The organism is Micromonospora sp. WMMD1120 (assembly GCF_029626235.1).
Taxonomy (GTDB): Bacteria; Actinomycetota; Actinomycetes; order Mycobacteriales; family Micromonosporaceae; genus Micromonospora.
Map to the genome: position 1 here is coordinate 6,750,434 of NZ_JARUBO010000005.1, position 18,927 is coordinate 6,769,360.

General features: G+C 70.2%; 18 protein-coding genes. 6 read left to right on the forward strand and 12 right to left on the reverse strand.

Translation table 11 applies throughout. From position 1 onward, the window contains the following. Positions 1 to 90: 90 nt before the first annotated feature. Genes O7634_RS30160 through rpmB form a run of 4 tightly spaced genes read right to left on the reverse strand, consistent with a single transcriptional unit; the run spans position 91 to position 2,326 of the window. Positions 91 to 1,563, reverse strand: coding sequence for a choice-of-anchor M domain-containing protein (locus O7634_RS30160; protein ID WP_278153532.1), 1,473 nt, complete (start codon positions 1,561 to 1,563; stop codon positions 91 to 93). 54 nt (positions 1,564 to 1,617) lie between these two features. Continuing rightward, positions 1,618 to 1,923 (reverse strand): 30S ribosomal protein S14, encoded by a 306-nt coding sequence (gene rpsN / locus O7634_RS30165; protein ID WP_278153533.1) that lies wholly within the window; start codon positions 1,921 to 1,923, stop codon positions 1,618 to 1,620. Next, positions 1,923 to 2,090, reverse strand: a complete 168-nt coding sequence (rpmG, locus tag O7634_RS30170; RefSeq protein WP_013287204.1) for a 50S ribosomal protein L33 — start codon at positions 2,088 to 2,090, stop codon at positions 1,923 to 1,925. Before rpmG ends, rpsN begins: the two co-directional genes overlap by 1 nt. Then, positions 2,090 to 2,326, reverse strand: a complete 237-nt coding sequence (gene rpmB / locus O7634_RS30175) for a 50S ribosomal protein L28 (RefSeq protein WP_278153534.1) — start codon at positions 2,324 to 2,326, stop codon at positions 2,090 to 2,092. Before rpmB ends, rpmG begins: the two co-directional genes overlap by 1 nt. A 198-nt stretch (positions 2,327 to 2,524) precedes the next feature. Between rpmB and O7634_RS30180 the strand changes: the two genes are divergently transcribed. Next, a complete protein-coding gene (locus tag O7634_RS30180; protein WP_278153535.1) occupies positions 2,525 to 3,826 on the forward strand; it encodes a GTP-binding protein in 1,302 nt (433 codons plus the stop codon). Then, positions 3,823 to 4,083 (forward strand): type B 50S ribosomal protein L31, encoded by a 261-nt coding sequence (locus tag O7634_RS30185; protein WP_278153536.1) that lies wholly within the window; start codon positions 3,823 to 3,825, stop codon positions 4,081 to 4,083. The genes O7634_RS30180 and O7634_RS30185 overlap by 4 nt, the downstream gene beginning before the upstream one ends. A 234-nt stretch (positions 4,084 to 4,317) precedes the next feature. Here O7634_RS30185 and O7634_RS30190 read toward each other — a convergent pair whose 3' ends face one another. From O7634_RS30190 to O7634_RS30205, 4 genes are all read right to left on the reverse strand, one after another. After that, positions 4,318 to 5,172, reverse strand: coding sequence for a class I SAM-dependent methyltransferase (locus O7634_RS30190; RefSeq protein WP_278153537.1), 855 nt, complete (start codon positions 5,170 to 5,172; stop codon positions 4,318 to 4,320). A 191-nt stretch (positions 5,173 to 5,363) separates the two neighbouring features. Continuing rightward, a complete protein-coding gene (locus tag O7634_RS30195; RefSeq protein ID WP_278153538.1) occupies positions 5,364 to 6,596 on the reverse strand; it encodes a GTP-binding protein in 1,233 nt (410 codons plus the stop codon). Further along, a complete protein-coding gene (gene rpmF / locus O7634_RS30200) occupies positions 6,593 to 6,772 on the reverse strand; it encodes a 50S ribosomal protein L32 (RefSeq protein ID WP_278153539.1) in 180 nt (59 codons plus the stop codon). Before rpmF ends, O7634_RS30195 begins: the two co-directional genes overlap by 4 nt. A gap of 83 nt (positions 6,773 to 6,855) precedes the next feature. Next, positions 6,856 to 7,248, reverse strand: coding sequence for a transcriptional repressor (locus O7634_RS30205; RefSeq protein WP_278154116.1), 393 nt, complete (start codon positions 7,246 to 7,248; stop codon positions 6,856 to 6,858). 243 nt (positions 7,249 to 7,491) lie between these two features. Between O7634_RS30205 and O7634_RS30210 the strand changes: the two genes are divergently transcribed. Further along, positions 7,492 to 7,623 (forward strand): hypothetical protein, encoded by a 132-nt coding sequence (locus O7634_RS30210; RefSeq protein WP_278153540.1) that lies wholly within the window; start codon positions 7,492 to 7,494, stop codon positions 7,621 to 7,623. Between the two features lie 248 nt (positions 7,624 to 7,871). After that, the gene (locus O7634_RS30215; protein ID WP_278153541.1) at positions 7,872 to 11,180 is read left to right on the forward strand and encodes a S8 family serine peptidase; all 3,309 of its coding nucleotides are present in this window, start codon (positions 7,872 to 7,874) and stop codon (positions 11,178 to 11,180) included. A gap of 662 nt (positions 11,181 to 11,842) precedes the next feature. Here O7634_RS30215 and O7634_RS30220 read toward each other — a convergent pair. Continuing rightward, positions 11,843 to 12,274, reverse strand: a complete 432-nt coding sequence (locus O7634_RS30220; RefSeq protein WP_278153542.1) for a hypothetical protein — start codon at positions 12,272 to 12,274, stop codon at positions 11,843 to 11,845. Positions 12,275 to 12,501: 227 nt separating this feature from the next. On the opposite strand from O7634_RS30220, the gene O7634_RS30225 reads away from it, so the two are divergent. After that, positions 12,502 to 13,095: a universal stress protein gene (locus tag O7634_RS30225; protein ID WP_278153543.1), complete on the forward strand. Its 594-nt coding sequence runs from the start codon at positions 12,502 to 12,504 to the stop codon at positions 13,093 to 13,095. Positions 13,096 to 13,116: 21 nt separating this feature from the next. Here O7634_RS30225 and O7634_RS30230 read toward each other — a convergent pair whose 3' ends face one another. The 3 genes from O7634_RS30230 to O7634_RS30240 all read right to left on the reverse strand — a co-directional run bounded on the left by O7634_RS30230 (position 13,117) and on the right by O7634_RS30240 (position 17,281). After that, complete coding sequence (locus O7634_RS30230) at positions 13,117 to 13,977, reverse strand: universal stress protein (protein WP_278153544.1); 861 nt, start codon at positions 13,975 to 13,977, stop codon at positions 13,117 to 13,119. A gap of 6 nt (positions 13,978 to 13,983) precedes the next feature. Further along, positions 13,984 to 14,433, reverse strand: a complete 450-nt coding sequence (locus tag O7634_RS30235) for a hypothetical protein (RefSeq protein ID WP_278153545.1) — start codon at positions 14,431 to 14,433, stop codon at positions 13,984 to 13,986. A gap of 181 nt (positions 14,434 to 14,614) precedes the next feature. After that, on the reverse strand, positions 14,615 to 17,281 hold the full coding sequence (locus O7634_RS30240) for an HAD-IC family P-type ATPase (RefSeq protein WP_278154117.1): 2,667 nt from the start codon (positions 17,279 to 17,281) through the stop codon (positions 14,615 to 14,617). Between the two features lie 323 nt (positions 17,282 to 17,604). Between O7634_RS30240 and O7634_RS30245 the strand changes: the two genes are divergently transcribed. Continuing rightward, entirely contained in the window at positions 17,605 to 18,924 is a 1,320-nt protein-coding gene (locus O7634_RS30245; RefSeq protein ID WP_278153546.1) for a hypothetical protein, read from the forward strand. Positions 18,925 to 18,927: the final 3 nt, after the last annotated feature.

Here is an 18,927-nt window from a genome sequence, read left to right on the forward strand (position 1 = left end):
CGGGGTGGGCGGGTCGCGGCAACGGCCCACCCACCCCGCGGCCGTCCGGTGGCACGGTTCAGCGCCGGGCCACCGGACAGGTTCGGGCGATCAGATCGCGGTGAGGGTGAGGGTCGCGGAGTACGTCCCCGCGGCCGTCTCGGTGGGCAGGCTCAGCCGCAGACCCGCGCCCAGTTGCGCGGTACCCCGCCCGGCACCGTTCGGCGCTGCTCCCAGCACCGCGCTGTTGCCGAGACCGCCGCCGGAGCCGACGACGTACGGCGTAACCTCCGGACCAGCGACGACACCCTGCCCGGCGCCCTGGGTGATCACCCGAGGGTCCCAGCCGAGGTAGCCGGAGCTGAACGTCGCACCGTCCGGCCCGGCGAAATCCGCCGGGATCTGGCCGGACGCGCTCCACCCCGGTTGCCCGGCGCGCGTGTCGGTCACCGTGACCGGGCGGAGCTCACCGTTGCTCTCCCACCGGTCAGCACCGGCGGTGAGCTGTGCCGGTGGCAGCACCACGGCACGGTCGTCCGGGTTGACGCTGATCACCAGAGAACCCTGCGTCTCGTCGATCGACGCGGTGATCGTCTGTGAGGTGCCCGGCTCCTGCGGCGGGAACGCCACCCAGAGGGACACGGGTTCGCTGGTCGCTACCACCTCGTGACCGTCGCCGTACAGCTTGGCCACGTACTCGCAGGCGTTCAGCTCCCGGGTGGCCGTGAACGAGTAGCTCGCTCCCGCCTCACCCGCGATGATGCTCCAGTCGTCCGTGCCGGGGCACCTGCTGAACCAGTGGTAGTGGTCCAGCTCGGTCTGCGGCGTCTGCACCGCGTTGAGCGTCACCGTGTCGTTGGGCTGGTACTCGTCGGCCATACCGCGGACCGACAGGCTGACCTCCGGCCCACCGCCGGACAGCTCGCCGACGACGAACGAGTAGTCGACCGGCCCGGTGCTGACCGTCGTGCCGTTGGTCAACGTCGCGTCGGCCTGGAACTTCAGGGTGTAGCTACCCAGCGCGCCGAACGCCCAGTTCGAGTGCGCGTGGGTGTGCACCGGCACGTCGATCGCGTCCGGCAGGCCGTCGTCGGAGCGGAACTTGATGATCGGACCGCCGAACGAGTCCTGGGTGAACAGCGTGACGCTGCCCGGTCCCTGCACGCCGACCAGGCTCAGCCGCACCCTGTTTCCCTCGAACACCCCCGAACCGAGCGTCGTGGTGTTCCAACCCGGCCAGAGCAGATCCGGGTCCTGGGTCAACGGGAGCAACCAGACCTGGCTGCCCGCCGGCCCGAGGAAGGCGAACCGAGGATCGTCCGGGACGGCCATCGCCGCCTCCGGCAGAACCTGGAACGTCACGTCGGCCGGGTCCCTCGTCACCGAAGGGCTGACCGTGTCGTCGTGCACCTTCAACGACAGCGCACCACCCTCGTAGTGCACGTCGACCGCATCGGTGTGCCCCTTGGACAACACCACCTTCTCGGCCGCCGACGCAGCGGTCGGCGCCAGCACCGTGCCGGCGACCACCACCGCCCCGGCAACCAGGGCCGCGAAACCGCGAGCCCTCAGAGTCGCATTCATACCTTCCCTTTCAGCACCGCGCGTACCTGGGCGCGGTGGGTACATGTGGTGACATCACCAGGACGCCTTGCGCACCCCGGGCATCTCGCCACGTAGAGCCAGCTCCCGGAACCGCACCCGGGACAGCCCGAACCGGCTGAGCACCCCGCGCGGGCGGCCGTCGATCTGGTCGCGCGAGCGCAGCCGCACCGGGCTGGAATCCCGCGGCAGCCGGCTGAGCCGACGCACCGCATCGGCGCGCGCGCCCGGGTCGGTGTCCGGATGGGCGACCAGCCGCTTCAGCTCCGCCCGCCCCTCGGCGTGCCGGGCTACCAGTTCCTCGCGGCGCGCCTGCCGGTTGACCAGGCTCTTCCTGGCCATCAGCGGGCCTCGCGGAACTCGACGTGCCGGCGGACGACCGGGTCGTACTTCCGCAGGACCAGCCGGTCCGGGTCGTTGCGACGGTTCTTGCGGGTGACGTACGTGTAGCCGGTGCCGGCGGTGCTGCGCAGCCGCACGATCGGTCGTACGTCGGTCTGGCGGGCCATCAGAGCTTCACCCCCCGGGCGCGCAGCTCGGCGACGACCTTCTCGATGCCCTTGCGGTCCACGGTCTTCAGCGCCTTCGTCGTCAGGGTGAGGCTGACCCATCGGCGTTCCGACGGCAGCCAGTAGCGGTGGTTCTGCAGGTTCGGGTTCCACCTGCGGCGAGTGCGTCGGTGGGAGTGGGACACGGCGTTACCGAAGCTCGGCTTCGCGCCGGTGACGTCACAACGTCGGGACACAGTGCACGCTCCTCGCTCAGGTTGACGATAACGACAACGGTTTTCAGTTTTACATCATCCGATCGGCCAGACCCTCGCCGGGTGGGTGCCGGGCCCCCCATCAGGCGTGCCCACGCCCGGGGGCCATCCCGCCGTCGCTCCGCCGCCACGATATGGCTAGAATGACAATCGTTTTCATTAACTGTCGAGAGGAGCGTGATGTCCTCGTCACCACAGGCCCCGACCAACGTCGTGACAACAGACGCTGACACCCGCCCGTCGTTGACCGTGCTGTCCGGCTTCTGGCCGGCGGCGACCTTCGCCGTCGCACGGGCGTTGCTCGCCGCCGACGAGTCACTGCTGCTGGTGCGCCACGACCTCACCGGGATCCGCGACGGCGTCGTGCGCCGGGTGGTGCGATCGAGCGCCGGCATCATCGAGGACGAGCAGGTCGACCTGAGACACGGCTGCGTCTCCTGCACCCTGCGCGAGGACGTGCTGCCCACCCTCGTTCGACTCGCGCGCGACCAGCCCGGTCGGGATCTCGTGCTGATGCTGCCCGAAGTGGTGGAACCAGAGGCGGTCGCCGCGGCCTGCGCGCACTGCCTCGTCGACGGCGCCCCGATCACCGAGCTCATCCGCGTCGACTCCTACGTCACCGTCATCGACGCCGAACACCTGCTCGACGGCCTCGCCAGCACCGACGACCTCCGCGCACTCGGCATCCAGGCCGCCGACGACGACGACCGGGCGCTCGCCGACGTCGTGGTCCGCCAGATCGAGTACGCCGACACACTGCTGCTCTGGGGTCAGTCCCCGGAAGGCGCCTTCGACACCAGCCGACTGTCGGTCCTGCTACAGCGGATGGCGCCCTGGGCGGTACACATCCGCGTCGACGGTGACCTCGTCGACGCCAGCACGCTGACCCGTCAACTGCGCCACACCCATCGACACCGGCCGGAGACACCAGGGCTCCTCGCCCGCGGGCTGCAGGGCTACACCCTGGGCTCCCATGAGCCCGAAGGCGACTGCGGGGTGGTCTCCGCCGTCTTCCGCGCCCGCCGCCCGTTCCACCCACAACGCCTGCACGACGTCCTCGAGGACGTCAACGCCGAGATGATCCGCGCCCGGGGTTACCTCTGGCTGGCCAGCCAACCTGACACCGTGGTGGCTTGGGAATTCGCCGGCGGCGGTCTGGCCATGGGATCACTCGGCCACTGGCTGGTGAGCCTGCCCGAGGACCGTTGGGAGCACGTCGAGGACCAACGCCGCCTCGCCGCCGCCCTGGACTGGGACCCCTACTACGGCGACCGCCACCAGCACCTCGTCTTCATCGGCCTCGACGTGGATGCCGTCGACCTACACCGCACCCTGACCCGCTGCCTGCTCACCGACGCCGAACTCGCCGACGGCGAAGAGGTGTGGCGCACCTACCACGACCCGTTCGCCGGCTGCTTCCCCCTCGGGGTGGAGGAACTGGCAGACACCGACACCGAAACCGAAGGAGCGCAACCCGCATGAAGCCCGGAATCCACCCCGACTACCGCCCCGTCGTCTACCGCGACAAGGGCGCCGACTTCGCCTTCCTCACCCGCTCCACCGCCACCAGCGACCAGACCGTCGAATGGTCCGACGGCCGGACCTATCCCGTCATCGACGTCCAGATCTCCTCCGCCAGCCACCCCTTCTGGACCGGCAGGCAACGCCTGCTCGACACCGCGGGCCGAGTCGAGAAGTTCCGCCAGAAGTACGCCCGCCGCGGGCCACAGGGCAGTTGACCATCGGGGTGCCGGGCTATCGGACCGACCAGCGCCGCAGGGTGTGGGGGCCATCGGCCAGGACCGGGCTTGGTACTCGGAGGTCGGCCGCGAGCTATCTGTCCACGGTGACCGGCTCGCGGTCGACCCTCGGCGGCGCCGGCGGGATGGCCCTCGCGGTGCTCGCCGCGCTGACCTTGCCGCAACCCAGCGGCGAGCGTCAGTCGTCCACACTGGTGCGACCGAACGCGATAGCTACGACGACTCTTCCGGATCTGCCGCACCGGGTGTCCGCACCGCGACGGTGACACGGATCGCGGTGGTCAGGGCCAGGCCGCCACCGGGTACGCGAGCGGGCTCGAGCGCTCGGGCGGCGTCGGTGGTCGCGGCGTCGAGACGGTCGGCCGGGATGTGCCGCAGCAACGCGCGCGCGCCGTGCGACCACAGCCACGTCATCCAGTGGTCGACGTCGCGGAAGCGACTCTCGACATGGTGCTGAGTGATCGCGGTGACGGCGAGACGGGCCGCCGTCATGGTCGCGGTGATGGCTTTGTCATCGGCGAACGGGTCCGCGGACGGAGCAGGCCGAGGCCCGTCCGCCGGCAGGTGAGCTGCGAGGGCGTCCATGGCCGCGACGAAGGCTGGGTCCTGCGCGGCGAAGGTGCTGATCGCCAGCCGGCCCGACGGTCGCAGCAGCCGCCCGTACGCTCGAATCGCCTGACCGGGATCAGGCAGCAGGAAGACGACGAGCCCGGCGAGGACCCTGTCGAAACTGCCCGGAGGGAAATCGGGTTGCTGGGCATCGCCGACCCGGACATCGACGTGGGCCAGGCCGGCGCGGGTGACGTCCTCGGTGGTCAGCGCCACCATGGCCGGTGCGAGGTCGATGCCGGTGACGCGGCCGGTCGGCCCGGTGGCCTCCGCCGCTGGAAACAGGACGGCTCCTCGGCCGCACCCGACGTCGAGGACACGATCGCCTGGCCGGACGCTGGCGCAGCGCACCAGGTCGACGCCGAGCGGACCGAAGAAGGACACGCCCGTTCGGTCATAGCTCGAGGCAGCCTGCTCGAACACCTCGACGGTCGTGTTCGATCGCCTACCGCTGCTCATCAACAATCCCCCTCGTTCTCAGACAGCGCCAGGGCATCAGCCGGTGGTACCCCGGCACCGGACGGCGCGGCAGCATTCACCAGCGGCCCCCGGGCCGATGACACGCCATCAGCGCGCCGCGACCAGTTTCGTGGTGGCGCGTCATGGGTCCCCGATCGCGCCGCCACGTGCCGACATCCGAGTCGGCATGGCTAAACCCGAACAGGGTCGACAAGGTCGTGTTCGTGCGGTTCGCTCAGGTCCCACTCGGGGAACGGGTCGGGCAATACCCGCCAGGCATCCGCTCCGGCGGCGATCTCGGCGTCGGTGAGCAGGCAGGCGGTCAGGGCGGCCCGCAGCCCCTGGCCGTCCAGATCGATACCGATGAGGACGAGTTCCTGCTGCCGGTCTCCGAAGACCGGATGCCAGCGAGACTCCAACTCGATCCGCTCGTCGGGATCCTCTGGCCACTCTCCGGATACCACGACGGGCGCGCCGACCGGATCGCACCGGCCCGACGGACCGGCCTGCGACCACAGTGCCTGCACGTCCGGGCGGCTGGCCAGCCACAGGAAGCCCTTCGAGCGCACCACACCGAACACGTCCAGCCCTTCGGCCAGCAGGTCCCACAGCCGCTGCGGGTGGAACGGCCGGTGGTCGCGGAAAACGATGCTGGAGATGCCGTACTCCTCGGTCTCCGGCACGTGCCCACCGTTGAGCTCGGCGACCCAACCCGGCGCCGTCTCCGCGCGCTCCAGGTCGAAGCGGCCCGTGTGCAGAATCTCCGCCGGGGCCACCCGGCCGTGCACGGCACGGACCTGTCGGGCGGCCGGGTTCAGGCGGGTCAGCAGCGCCTCCACCATCGCCAGATTCTCCGGGGCGACCAGGTCGGTCTTGTTGACCACCAGTACGTCGGCGAACTCGATCTGGTCGACCAGCAGGTCGGAGACGCTCCGGTCGTCCCCTTCGTACGCGGCCAGCCCGCCCGCCTCGAGGGTTTCCCCCGCCTCGACGCGGGCCAGCAGGCCCGCGGCGTCGACCACCGTCACGGTGGTGTCCAGCCGCGCCAGGTCATCAAGGACCCGCCCGTCCTCCACGCCGAAGGCGAACGTCGCGGCCACCGGCATCGGCTCGGAGATGCCGCTGGACTCGATCAGCAGGTAGTCGAAGCGACCGAGCCGGGCCAACCGGGCCACCTCGTCGAGGAGATCGTCGCGTAACGTGCAGCAGATGCAGCCGTTGGTCAGCTCGACCAGCCGCTCCTCCGTCCGCGACAGTGCTCCGCCGTCCCGCACCAACACGGCGTCAATGTTGATCTCGCTCATGTCGTTGACGATCACCGCCACCCGCAACCCAGCACGGTTGGCCAGCACATGATTGAGCAGGCTGGTCTTACCCGCGCCGAGAAATCCGGACAGCACCGTCACCGGCAGCCGGCCCGTCACGGCTGATCCACCACCTGACGCCCCTTGTACAGCCCGCAGTGCGCACAGGCACGGTGGGGCACCACCATCTCCTTGCGCGGACACGGGCAGGGCGTCAACTGCGGCACAGTCGCCTTCCACTGCGCGCGACGGTGGCGCGTGTTGGACCGGGACATCTTGCGCTTGGGCACGGCCATGACGGATCTCCTCACCGATGGGTCACCCAGATGCTAATGGTTCCCGTTTTCGATTAGGAGCTCGGGTGCCGGAGAGCTCACGCTCAGCCCACGCACTCGGCACACGTGCCGAAGATTTCCAAGGTGTGACCGACATCGACGAACCCGTGCTGGGCGGCAACCTGGTCCGCCCACCGCTCCACGGCCGGCCCGGCCACCTCGACCGTGCGCCCGCAGTTCCGGCAGACCAGGTGGTGGTGGTGCTTGCTCTGGCTGCACCGGCGAAAGAGCTGTTCGCCGCCCGGCAGCCGAGTCGAGTCGATCTCACCGGCATCCACCAGCAACTGCAACGTTCGATAGACGGTGGTCAGGCCGACCCCCGCCTTGCGCGCCAGCAGCATCTGGTGCAGTTGCTGTGCCGAGTGGAAGCCCTCCACCTCGCGCAGGAGCGCCAGCACCTCTGCCCGCTGCCGCGTGTTGCGGGTCACATTCGGCATCGCCTGGTTCACCGTGGCCGCCCATCCTCCCGTGACGTTGGGCGCCGCCGACGCCTGCCGCTTCCGACACGTCGCCTCGCTGCCCGTCGGACCATTATGCGTCGTTGCGCATGAACGCCGTCGCGCCATCTCCGGGGTCCACCTCTGTGCCGTCTCCGGCGATCACACCAACCCCGTCTCGGGTCGGCACCACCACCGGCCGCACGGTAATGGAAACGGGAACATGTATCGACAGGTGGCAGCGTGGCGGGGCCGACAGACATGGTCGCTGCCGGTGACCTGCTGCGGAGCGTGCCGGTGTCGGCGCGGCCGGCGACCCGGCGCGGTCGCCGGCATCCGCGCCGTTGGCTCGGCACGACATTCGCCCGCTGGTGAACGGCCACGCACCGAACGGCGAACCGGCGCCCGACTACCGCAACGCGGCGATGGCCGAATGTGGTCAGCAGACCATCCTTCGAGGCCACGGCGGTTGGTCTCAGCCTCACCGCGAACTGGCGCGCCGACGATGTCACGGCGAGATCACAACATGGATGCATCTATCGACATCGACTACCAACACCACGAAGGATTCGCTCACGCGTGCCCTGTCGTCTCAGGGCCCTGTTCTCTGGAGGAAAGAGAACGTGAGTAGACCCCGCAACCTGAGCAGGCGTACCAGCGCCGCGCTCTTCGCATCGGTGGTGGCCGCCGCTGCCATGACCGTGACGGGTGCCGCCACCGCGAGCGCCACTCCCTCCACCCCCGACACTCCGCAGGCCACCCCCGCCGAGGCGTTGGGGTCGCACGACGCCAAGCTGCTCGCCCAGGCTGAGGCGAAGCACGCGCCTACGGTCACTGTGATCGTCGCCGCCGAGAAGGGCCAGAGTAACGCCGTCGTCGACGGAGTCGAGGCGCTCGGCGGTGCGGTCAACCGGCGCTTCGACCAGATCGGCTACGTCCTGGCCACCGTGCCGACCAGCAAGGTCCTCAGGGCGGCCCGGCTGCCGGGCGTCGCCGCCGTCGACCTGGACGAGGTCATCCAACTGCCCGACCCGACCGCCGGCACCACGGGTTCCGGCGCCAAGGCGGCCGCGCAGGGCGCGACTCTCAGTGGTCCCGGTGCGGGCACCGGCGCGGTCAACCCGTACATGCCGACCAACGAGACCGGCGCCGAGTCCTTCAAGGCCGCCCATCCGCAGTGGGACGGCCGCGGGGTGACCATCGGCATCATGGACTCCGGCATCGACCTGGACCAGCCGGCGCTGCAGAAGACCACGACCGGCGAGCGAAAGATCGTCGACTGGGTCACCTCCACCGACCCCGTGACCGAGAACGACGACACCTGGCGGCAGATGGTCACCGAGGTGAACGGCCCCTCGTTCGGCGCGGACGGCGCGACGTGGACCGCGCCGGCGGGGAGCTACAGGTTCAACCTGTTCCACGAGTCGACCACCGCCGCCAGCGACCCGGAGGGTGACGTCAACCGCGACGGGGACACCACCGACGCGTGGGGCGTGCTGTACGACCCGCAGACCCACGACATCTGGGTGGACGTCGACCAGGACAACAGCTTCACCGACGAGACGCTGATGCGCCCGTACCGGGAGCGCTTCGACGTCGGGCACTTCGGCACCGACAACCCCGCCACGGCCGTACGGGAACAGATGCCCTTCGTCGTCGAGTACCGCGAGGACGTCGACATCGACCCGGGTGACGGGAAGCCCGGCCCGTACGCCGACTACGTCAACATCGGCATCATCGAATCCACGCACGGCACCCACGTCGCCGGCATCACCGCCGCCAACGACATGCTCGGCAACACCGCCTTCGACGGCGCCGCCCCCGGTGCCAAGCTCGTCTCCGCCCGGGCCTGCTCCTGGGGTGGTGGCTGCACCGCCGCGGCGCTGACCACCGGCATGGCCGATCTGGTCATCAACCGGCGCGTCGACGTGGTCAACATGTCGATCGGCGGCCTGCCGTCGCTCAACGACGGCGCGAACGCCCGCGCGCAGCTCTACAACGACCTGATCACCACCTATGGCGTGCAGATGTTCATCTCCGCCGGGAACTCCGGTCCGGGCCTGAACACCGTCGGCGACCCGTCGGTCGCCGAGAACGTCGTCAGCGTGGCCGCGAGCATCAGCAGGGACACGTGGCTGGCCAACTACGGCTCGGTGGTCACGAAGAAGAACGCCCTGTTCAACTTCTCCTCTCGCGGTCCGCGCGAGGACGGCGGCTTCAAGCCGAACATCAGCGCTCCCGGATCGGCGATCTCCACCGCGCCGACCTGGCAGCCGGGCAGCGCCGTCGCCGAGGCCGGCTACCCGTTGCCGCCGGGCTACCAGATGCTCAACGGCACGTCGATGGCCTCTCCGCAGGCCGCCGGCGCCGCCGCCCTGCTGCTCTCCGCCGCCAAGGCAACCGACAAGGGTGTCACCCCGGCCGCGCTGCGCCGGGCCATCTACACCTCGGCCAAGCCCATCGCCGACGTGGCGACGTACGCCCAGGGCTACGGCATGTTCAACGTTCCCGGCGCGTGGAAGCTGCTCGCCAAGACCGTCGAGACCCGCTCGTACGTCTCCGACGCCCCGGTCTGCACCGAACTCTCGGAGAACCTGACCCGCTACGACCGCGACCTGAGCCGATTCGTCCCGAACCCCAACCGTGGCGCCGGCGTCTACAACCGCTGCACCCCGGCCGAGGGCGGGCACAGGGTCGGCCAGAGCCGCACCTACCCGGTCAAGGTCACCCGGACCAGCAGCCCGGCCGGCACCATCAGCCACAGGCTGGCCCTGCGCGGCAACGACGGCACGTTCACCGCACCCAAGACGGTCGCGCTCCCGTTGAACAAGACCGTCACGATCCCGGTCACCGCCAAGCCGCCGACCACCGGAGCGCACGGCACGATCCTGACCGTGGACGACCCGAAGACCTCGGTGCTCGACTTCGAGGTCTCCGCCGTCGTGGTCGCCGCCACCACCGTCACCCAGCCCGGCTACTCGTTCTCCGCCGAGGGCTCGGTGGCACGCAACAGCTTCACCTCGTACTTCGTCACGGTGCCGGCCGGCGCGGGGGCGCTGCAGGTGAACCTGTCCGGCATCGCCACCGGGTCACAGACCCGGTTCATCGCCATCAACCCCTACGGCGTGCCGGTGGAGAGCACGGCGAGCACCGCCTGCTACACCAACTACTCAAACGCCGCCGCCTGCAAGCCGCAGGAGCGCGACTACCAGAACCCGATCGCCGGGGTCTGGGAGATCGAGGTCGAGTCCCGGCGGACCTCCCCGGCGCTGAACAACCCGTTCCAGCTGCAGACCCGGGTGCAGGGCGTACAGGTCGAGCCGTCCGTGATCGAACTGCCCGCGGTTGCCGCCGGCCAGCCGACACCGGCGACCTGGACGCTGACCAACACCTTCGGCCCGGTCGCGGTGACCGGCAGAGGCGGCCCGCTGTCCAGCGTGCACGCCGAGCGGCCGACCATCGCCGAGGGCGACCAGCAGGAGTACCTGGTGGACGTCCCGGCCGGCGCCAGCAGCTTCACGGCCCGGATCGGCAACACCGCCAACCTGGGCGCCGACCTGGACCTGACGGTGTTCCGCGGTGACGTGCAGGTCGGCCAGGCCGCCGACGGTGACTCCGAGGAGGCGGTCACCATCGCCAACCCGCCGGCGGGCACCTACCGGGTCGTCGTCGACGGGTACGCCGTCGACGGACCTAACACCAGCACCGCCTACGACTACCGGGACTCGTTCTCGGCATCGTCGCTGGGCACGCTGGACGCCCCGGCGACCTCGCTCGCCCTGCCCAACGGCGCCACCGCCACCCTCACCGGAACGATGACCGCCCAGTCCGCCCCGGCCGCCGGGCGCGAGCTGTACGGCGAACTGGCCGTCGTCACCAGCGACGGCGCGGTCGTCGGCCGCGGCGCCGTCTCCATCGGCGCCGTCAACTGATCCTGCCGCACCGCACGGGAGCCCATCTCCGATCTCGTGGGATGGGCTCCCACGCACCCCGCGATGTGCAGCACGACGACCTCGTCGCCGCGCCTCCCACATCGAGGGCAAGGTCAGACACCTTGCCCAACACCAACGCCGGTACGGCTGGGCGGCCAAGCTAACGCCCCATCCACATGCCCCGAGCAGAGAAGAGGGTGGCGTGGCCGCATCTGAGCCCACCACGTCGAATCCTGGCGACAGGTAACCGCCCCCAAGGACCCGTACGAGTAGCCCTCGCAGCGTCGAGCGCACACCCGGGTCGAGTACGGCCACCGGAGCGTCGCAGGTTCGCACATTCGCCACGACGCCGACTGCGCGCGCGCCGGCATCCGTTGCCCGCCGAACGTGGTCGCGGCGTCAACGTCCGCGATCGGTCACCTGCCTGAGCCTTCTGCCGCGCCGTCCGGGGTGAAGGCGCCGCCGCCGGGACTGGTGTCCAGGTAGACATGTTGATGGCCTTGACCAGCATCGATGTTGACCTGATCGAGTTGGGTGGCCGCCACGGACCAGGCCGCCACCGCCTGGACTGCCTGCCGTTTCGCCAGAGCCGTCAGAGCCGCCCGTTGGGCGGGCGGCCCGGTGACCGCGAGGAGATACGACTCGACCGCCAGGGACGCCTGCTAGACCGCGCCGCGCAGCCCGCCGCGGGCCACGTTGGTCGCGGTGGTGCCCGACGGGGGATCCGCGAACGGCTCCGCCGCCCGTACCATAATCTGTCGCCACTGGCGGGCCTGATCCAGGCCCGGTTGCCCACTGGTCGGCGTCTCCGCGCGCAGGGCGCTGAGAACGGGAGAGATCTCCTCACGAAGGCGGCGCGCCGTTGCCGTCAGCTCGACTATCTGCTGGCTGTCGCGCTCCGCCTCGGCCTCGCGTATGTCCGCGACAACTGACTCCGTGGCGTCCGGCCGATTGGCCGTGTAACCGGCGGCGCCCCCCACCAGGACAGCCGCGAGCCCGACCGTCGCGACGACGACAGCGACGCGTGCCACCCGCCGCCGGCTCGTGTCAGGAACGGGCATCTGGTAGGAGGGCTTACCGGTACGGCGCGACACGACATCCTCCTGCGTCGATCGAGGCCTGCACGCAGGTTAGCCTCTCCGTCCGATGACAGTCGATAGTCAGCACGGTTTCACCGCTCGGCGCGCAGCCACCGAACGGGTGCCGGCACTGGTCGCGATTACCCCTCGACAGCCTGGGTAACAACCAGCATGGCTCCGTCGACGCACACCACCGCCCGGAGTCGACGGTGACTGCCGGGTGGTGGATTCCTCTGGTGGTCGTGGCCTGGCTGACCGTCGGCCTGCTCGCCGCCGCGTGGTTCGTGATCCGTGCCGGCCATCGCCACCGGATGTGGTACGTCGTCGGTGGATTTCTCGGCCCGCTCTTCATCCCGATCGTAGCGGAACGGGGACGCGCAGACGCGGCGGTGGTCGAGGTGGCCCAGGGACCGCCGAGCGGACCGGGCACGGGCCTGAAAGTGGCAGTCGGGGTGGATGGGTCACCCGATTCGGACCGGGCCCTGCGCACTATCGCCCGGGCGCTCACCGGTACGGCAAGTGAACTGGTGCTCATCACGGTGACGAGCCCTGACGCGGTGGGCGTGGACGTCGGGGTCGAGCAGCGGGCCGCCCGACGCACGCTTGACGAACGCGCGGACGCGCTGCCTGACCAGTTACCGCCGCCGACCACCGAGATCCTCCGCGGTCACCCGGTGGACGCACTGCTGGCGGCCGCCGAGTCGCATGACGTCGATCTGCTGGTCGTCGGCCGGCACGGCCATGGAGTGCGGGAGCGGCTGCTCGGCAGTGTGGCCGAGGAGTTGGCCCGCCGTTCCTCCCGCGCCCTGCTACTTGGCGGCCTGCCCGACCGGTGAGGAACAACGCCCGCACGTTCGTCAGTTGGACGTTTGACGCAGCACCGCGACGGGACAGGGCGCGTGGTGCAGCAGGGAATGGCTGACGGAGCCGAGCAGCAGACCGGCGAAACCACCCCGACCGCGCGCCCCGACCACGACGAGCTGCGCGTCCCGGGCGGCGTCGAGCAGGACGGCCGCGGGCTGTCCAGGCAGGGACACCTGTTCCACGGTGAGGCCCGAATGGCGGGCGGTCGGGTCGGCAGCTTTCACGGCCTCCGCCAGCAGCCGGGGCTCCGCCCTGTCCAGCTCGCCACTCCCGGGACCCAGGGCCGGGCCGGCGACCGCGTGGACCACTCGCACCGCGGCCTGGCGCCAGTCGGCCTCTTGCAGGGCGAAGGCGAGAGCGGCGTCCCCGTGCGGTGACCCGTCCACGCCCACCACGACCGGACCGCGTGGGACAGGTTCACCCCGTACGACGAGCACCGGGCAGGCGGCGTGCGGGGTGACACCCACCGCCACCGAACCGAGCAGTAGACCGCTGAAACCGCCGAGGCCGCGGCTGCCAACCACGATCATCTCCGCCGTGCGTGCTTCGCCGATCAGCACCGGTGGGGCGGCACCCTCCACCACCACGCCCACCACGTCTATCCCGGGCTCCTGGGCGCGGGCCTGCTCGACAGCCCGCTCGACGATGCGGTTGGCCTCATTGCGCAGTCCGCTCTCTGGCGGGCCCCCCTCCGGCGGGCCGAGCGGTACGTTGAACAGCGGCCAGATGAACGCATGGACCACCCGCAGCGGCAGACCCCGCCAGCTCGCCTCCCGGGCGGCTTGCCGTACCGCGCGATCCGCGTCGGCAGATCCGTCGGCACCGACGACGATTGCGGCACGATCGGTGTCCATCAGCGTTCAGTCCCGGTGCGGCATCGGGAAACCGGCCACCACGATCCCGTAGAGCAGGTGGTCGGCGATCAGTGCCACCTGCTCGTGGACGTCGGCCAGCCGCTGCTCGATGCGCAGCATCGGGGCGATACCCACGTGGAACACGACCAGGAGGGCGGCGCCGTAGAGCGGACCCACCCACACCCGGTGACGCAGGTGAGCCGGGAGCATCCCGAAGGCCAGCCCGGCGTTGAGACCGTACCCCCAGTGTGCGACCGCGAGCAGCGCCGGGTGGTGACTGTGGTGGACACGGCTGAGCAGTCCGGGCGCGAGTTTTTCCAGCACCGACTTGGGTGGAGAACTCTGCACCAGATTCAGCGAGGTGGTTGCCTGCCGCAGACCCGACATGGCCATCGCCGCGACCACGCCGCGGGTGCCGGTCCTCACCATGGTGCCCCAGTTGAGCTCCAGCTTCATCGCAACTCCCAGACGGCAGGCGGGCAGGATGCGTCGGGCTACCCCCTTGCTACGCCGTGAAACTCGGCAGTCCTCGGCGGTTGACGGCGCGGGGTCGAAGCCTCTGAGCTCAACAGCCGCTCGTGCTCGGGCGTGCGGCGCAGCGCGCACGGGTGAGCGACGCTCGTCGGGTCTCGCAAGGTCACAGCAGATGCCGTCGTAGTCGCTTGTCGAGCGCGACCACGGCCGCGGCGGCGACCGCCACCGCCAGGATGCGCAGCCAGACGTCGCCGCTGATCGGTGCGGTGTTGAAAATGTCGTTCATGACCGGCAGGTAGGTGATGGCGAGCTGGGCGACGGCCTGCACCAGCACACCGGCCAGGATCCACCGGTTGGAGAAGAGACCGACATGCCACGCCGAGTGGACGAGGGAGCGGCAGCTGAACAGGTAGAACGTCTCTACCACGACGAAAAGGTTGAGCGCTGCCGTACGCGCTTCGGCAACACCGGCGCCTCGGTCCTGCTCCCACTGGAACAGCCACCAGGTACCGGCGACGAGCAGTGCGGCCACCAGCACGATCCGGACCACGAGAGCACCGGTCAGCAACGGTCGACGGGGGTCGCGGGGCGGTCGCCGCATGATGCCCGCCTCCTTCGGCTCGAAGGCGAGCATCAGGCCGAGCAGGACGGCGGTGGTCATGTTGATCCACAGGATCTGCGTCGGTAGCAGCGGCAGGGTGGCCCCGAGGACGATGGCCACGAAGATGACCAGCCCCTCACCGAGGTTCGTCGGCAGCGTCCAGACGATGAACTTGGTGAGGTTGTCGAACACCCCGCGGCCCTCCTCGACCGCGGCTTCGATGGTGGCGAAGTCGTCGTCGGTGAGCACCATGTCGGCGGCCTCCTTGGCCACCTCGGTCCCGCTACGCGCCATGGCGATCCCGATGTTCGCCTGGCGCAGGGCCGGGGCGTCGTTGACCCCGTCACCGGTCACCGCGACCACGTGGCCCCGCTGCTGGAGCGTCTCCACCAACCGCAGTTTCTGCTCCGGCGACACCCGGGCGAACACCGTGGCGCGGTCCACCGTCTCCGGGAACCGATCAGCGGACACTGCCTCCAGGTCTCTGCCGGTGAGCACGTGTCCATCATGATCGTCGCCAAGTACGCCGAGCTGGGTGGCGATGGCGGTGGCCGTCGCCGCATGATCCCCGGTGATCATCTTCACGCCGATCCCGGCGGTGTGACATGCCTGCACCGCCGACGCGGCGGCGCTCCTGGGCGGATCCAGCATGGCCTGTAGGCCGGTCAGGCACAGGGTGCCGGGTAGTTCCTCCTCGCCGAAACCGGCGGACCCGCCAGCCGGACGCACGGCCGTCGCGAGGACCCGCAGTCCTCGGCCGGCCAGGTCCTCCGCCGTACGCAGGACCGCATCGCCGTCCAGCGGGCGGCTGCGCCCTTCAACGCCCATCTCGGTCCGGCACATCGAGACGACCCGCTCCACGCTGCCCTTGACCAGCACCACCTCCCGCCCGGAGCCGCGTTCGCCGTGCAGGGTGGCCATGTACTGCCGCTCCGAACTGAAAGGAATCGTGGCGGTACGTGGACATTCGCCTTCGAACCGGTCCCGGTCGATGCCACCCTTTCCGGCGACCACCAGCATCGCGCCCTCGGTCGGGTCACCGGCGAGGACCCACTCGCCGTCCTCCTCCGACAGCCGGGCGTCGTTGGAGGCCGCGCCCGCGAGCAGCGACCAGTGCAGTGCCTGGCTGGTCGTCTCGCTGACCGGTACGCCCGAACCGTCGGTGATCTCCCCCTCGGGCCGATAGCCCGAACCCGTGACGGTGAACTCGCCGTCCGGCGTCCACAGCGCCCGCACCGTCATCTGATTCTCAGTCAACGTACCCGTCTTGTCGGAGCAGATGACCGTGGTGCTACCGAGCGTCTCGATCGCCGGCAGGCGTCGGACGACCGCCCGTCGCCGCGCCATTCGCGTCACTCCGATGGCCAACGTGATGGTGACCGCCGCCGGCAGCCCTTCCGGAATCGCCCCCACCGCGAGAGCGATGGCCGCGGTGAAGGTCTCGGCCGCCTCCTGCCCCCGCAGCACACCCACGCCGAAGGTCAACCCCGCCAGGGCGAGGATGGCCACCGTCAGCACCTTGCTGAACCGGGCGAGCTTGCGGGTCAACGGGGTCGCCAGCGTCTCGGCCGCGCCCACCAGCCGGTGGATCTGGCCCAACTCCGTCTCGGCGCCGGTGGCCACCGCGATGCCGGCACCACTACCCGCCGTCACCAGCGTCCCCGAATAGACCATGTTCCGCCGGTCCGCCACCTCGGTCACATCCGGCAGTTCCACCTCGTCCTTCGCCACCGGGGTCGACTCGCCGGTCAACGCCGACTCGTCCACCCGCAGCTCGGCGAGGCGCACCAGGCGCAGGTCGACCGGCACCTTGTCGCCGGCCTCCAGCACGATCAGATCGCCGGGGACCAGCTCCTCCGAGGAGAGCGTCCGCTCCTGCCCGTCGCGCACCACCCGCGCCTCGGCGCGCGCCATCGACCGCAGGCTCTCCAGGGCGGATTCCGCCTTGGACTCCTGCGCGTATCCGATCGCCGCATTGACCAGCACGACCCCCAGGATCACCGCGGAGTCGACATACTCGTCGAGAACCGCCGTAATCACCGCAGCCGCCACCAACACGTAGATCAACGGATTGTGGAACTGGCGAAGGACCCGCCGCAGGACCCCACCGCCGCCGGCGGCAGGGAGCACGTTGCGCCCGTACCGCTCCAGCCGGCGCGCAGCCTCCTCCCCACGCAAACCATGGCGTGGGTCCGTCTCCAGCAGGAGCACCACCTCATGGGCGGCCATGGCGTGGTGCCCATCGCGGCGAGGAGACCCCGGCAGTTCGCTAGAACCCACCTTCACCTCACCATCGGGGATCGGACCCACGCCGCCTACTGCGGAGCGGGTGGCCCCGGCCTCTGGGTCGCCGAGCTGGAGCCGGACAGTTGGTCAAATTCTCGGCCACGCCGACGGGGGTTGACCGCGAAAAGCCAGAACGGCGCGAAAGTCGTCGGGCTCACCCCGGCTGCCCCTGACGAGGGGCCAGCGGCGATTCCGGCCGGCGCCTGTGAACGGCGAAGCCGGCTGATTCGTCGAAAAGGCGGTGCCCGTTCCCCGACGATCGGGACATGAACCGGACCCGGACCGTGGGGCGCGACCTCGTCGACTGGCGCGAACGTGCGTCCTCCGGGCAGGTTCGACTCTGGCCGTTGGCAGCGCTGGCGCTGCTGGTGACCGCATCCGCCGCGGCGGGTCTGATCCCCCGCTGGCCCGGTGTGGTGCACCTCGTCGGACTTCCCCCGCTGGATCTCTACGGAGACCTGCGCCTCCTGCTGACCTGGGCGCCGTCCTGGCCGTTGTTCCTGCTCGGTCTCGGCGCCGCGCTCACCCTGCGGGTGTCCGTCCTGGTCCTGATGTTGGGCGGCTTCACCCGCGCACGGGTCCGCTTCGCCGTCACCTTCTACCTGGTGAGCCTGCCAGTGCTCCTGTTGGCGGCCGAAGCGGCCTACGCAGCGGCTGCGCTGCTGTACTCCCGGCTGTTCTGGCCGGCGTTGACAGTGGTGGCGGTGGTGACGATGCTGGTCGGCCCGGTGCCGTGGCAGGGGTCCACCCGGCTCAGAAGTGCGGTGGCGGGTCTGGTCCGGGCCGGACTGCGGGCACCGGTCATGCTCACGTACGCGGTGGTGGTCGCGGGTCTCGGGGCGTTGGCAGACACCGGCTCGGCCGTGGCGGTCTGGCTGGTACCGGTCTCGGCCCTGGCCACCGCGTTGACGATCCGGACGTTGAGCCGCCCGGCCCCGCGCTGGGCGCTGTGGCGGCTCGCCGGAGTCGTGGTGGCCATCCTGTTCGCGTCGGTGGTCTTCGTGAGCACCCGGGGCGTCGAGCCGGGCCCGGCCGCGTCCCCGCGCCCCGGATCGGTTCTCCTGATGTCCGGAATCAACTCGGGTTCCGGGCGGGGAACGATGTTCAGCAGCCGCTCCGACGAGTTGGGCTACGACTGCGACCAGACCTACTACTTCTCGTACGCGCGTACTTCGCCGCCTGGCACTCGGCCCGGCACGTCGCCCGGTTGCTGCGCGCCGACCCCGACAACGAGCGTGACCTGGCGGCCGGGAGGTTGGGCGCTCCGCTCCGCAGGTTCGCCCGACAATCGGCGCTACCCAGCATCGGCGCCTGCGCCGTCCTGGCCGCTCTGCTGCACAGTGCGACGTCGACCGCCGGTGAGGGCTCATCTTTGTTCGCGGCTGACCCGCTGCAGGTGGTCTTCGCGGTACTCGCCGGGCTCACCGTCCCGCACGCGGTGCTGGTCGCTCGGTTCGGCAGCAGGACGAGGGGGTGGCCGGCCGTCCCGACGCCCAGCGGGCGAACTGCGGCTCACCGCCCTGATCGCGCTCGTGAGCCCCTGCGGCCGCACTCCGACGGCCGCCTCTGACCGGGTGGACGCCTGAGGT

Coding starts and splice junctions, on each gene's coding strand:
- rpmG (WP_013287204.1), bottom strand. CDS start 2,090: ATGGCCCGCCAGACCGACGTACGACCGATCGTGCGGCTGCGCAGCACC.
- O7634_RS30185 (WP_278153536.1), top strand. CDS start 3,823: ATGAAGCCCGGAATCCACCCCGACTACCGCCCCGTCGTCTACCGCGAC.
- rpsN (WP_278153533.1), bottom strand. CDS start 1,923: ATGGCCAGGAAGAGCCTGGTCAACCGGCAGGCGCGCCGCGAGGAACTG.
- rpmF (WP_278153539.1), bottom strand. CDS start 6,772: ATGGCCGTGCCCAAGCGCAAGATGTCCCGGTCCAACACGCGCCACCGT.
- O7634_RS30160 (WP_278153532.1), bottom strand. CDS start 1,563: ATGAATGCGACTCTGAGGGCTCGCGGTTTCGCGGCCCTGGTTGCCGGG.
- O7634_RS30245 (WP_278153546.1), top strand. CDS start 17,605: ATGAACCGGACCCGGACCGTGGGGCGCGACCTCGTCGACTGGCGCGAA.
- O7634_RS30235 (WP_278153545.1), bottom strand. CDS start 14,433: ATGAAGCTGGAGCTCAACTGGGGCACCATGGTGAGGACCGGCACCCGC.
- O7634_RS30205 (WP_278154116.1), bottom strand. CDS start 7,248: ATGCCGAATGTGACCCGCAACACGCGGCAGCGGGCAGAGGTGCTGGCG.
- O7634_RS30190 (WP_278153537.1), bottom strand. CDS start 5,172: ATGAGCAGCGGTAGGCGATCGAACACGACCGTCGAGGTGTTCGAGCAG.
- O7634_RS30240 (WP_278154117.1), bottom strand. CDS start 17,281: ATGGCCGCCCATGAGGTGGTGCTCCTGCTGGAGACGGACCCACGCCAT.
- O7634_RS30180 (WP_278153535.1), top strand. CDS start 2,525: ATGTCCTCGTCACCACAGGCCCCGACCAACGTCGTGACAACAGACGCT.
- O7634_RS30230 (WP_278153544.1), bottom strand. CDS start 13,977: ATGGACACCGATCGTGCCGCAATCGTCGTCGGTGCCGACGGATCTGCC.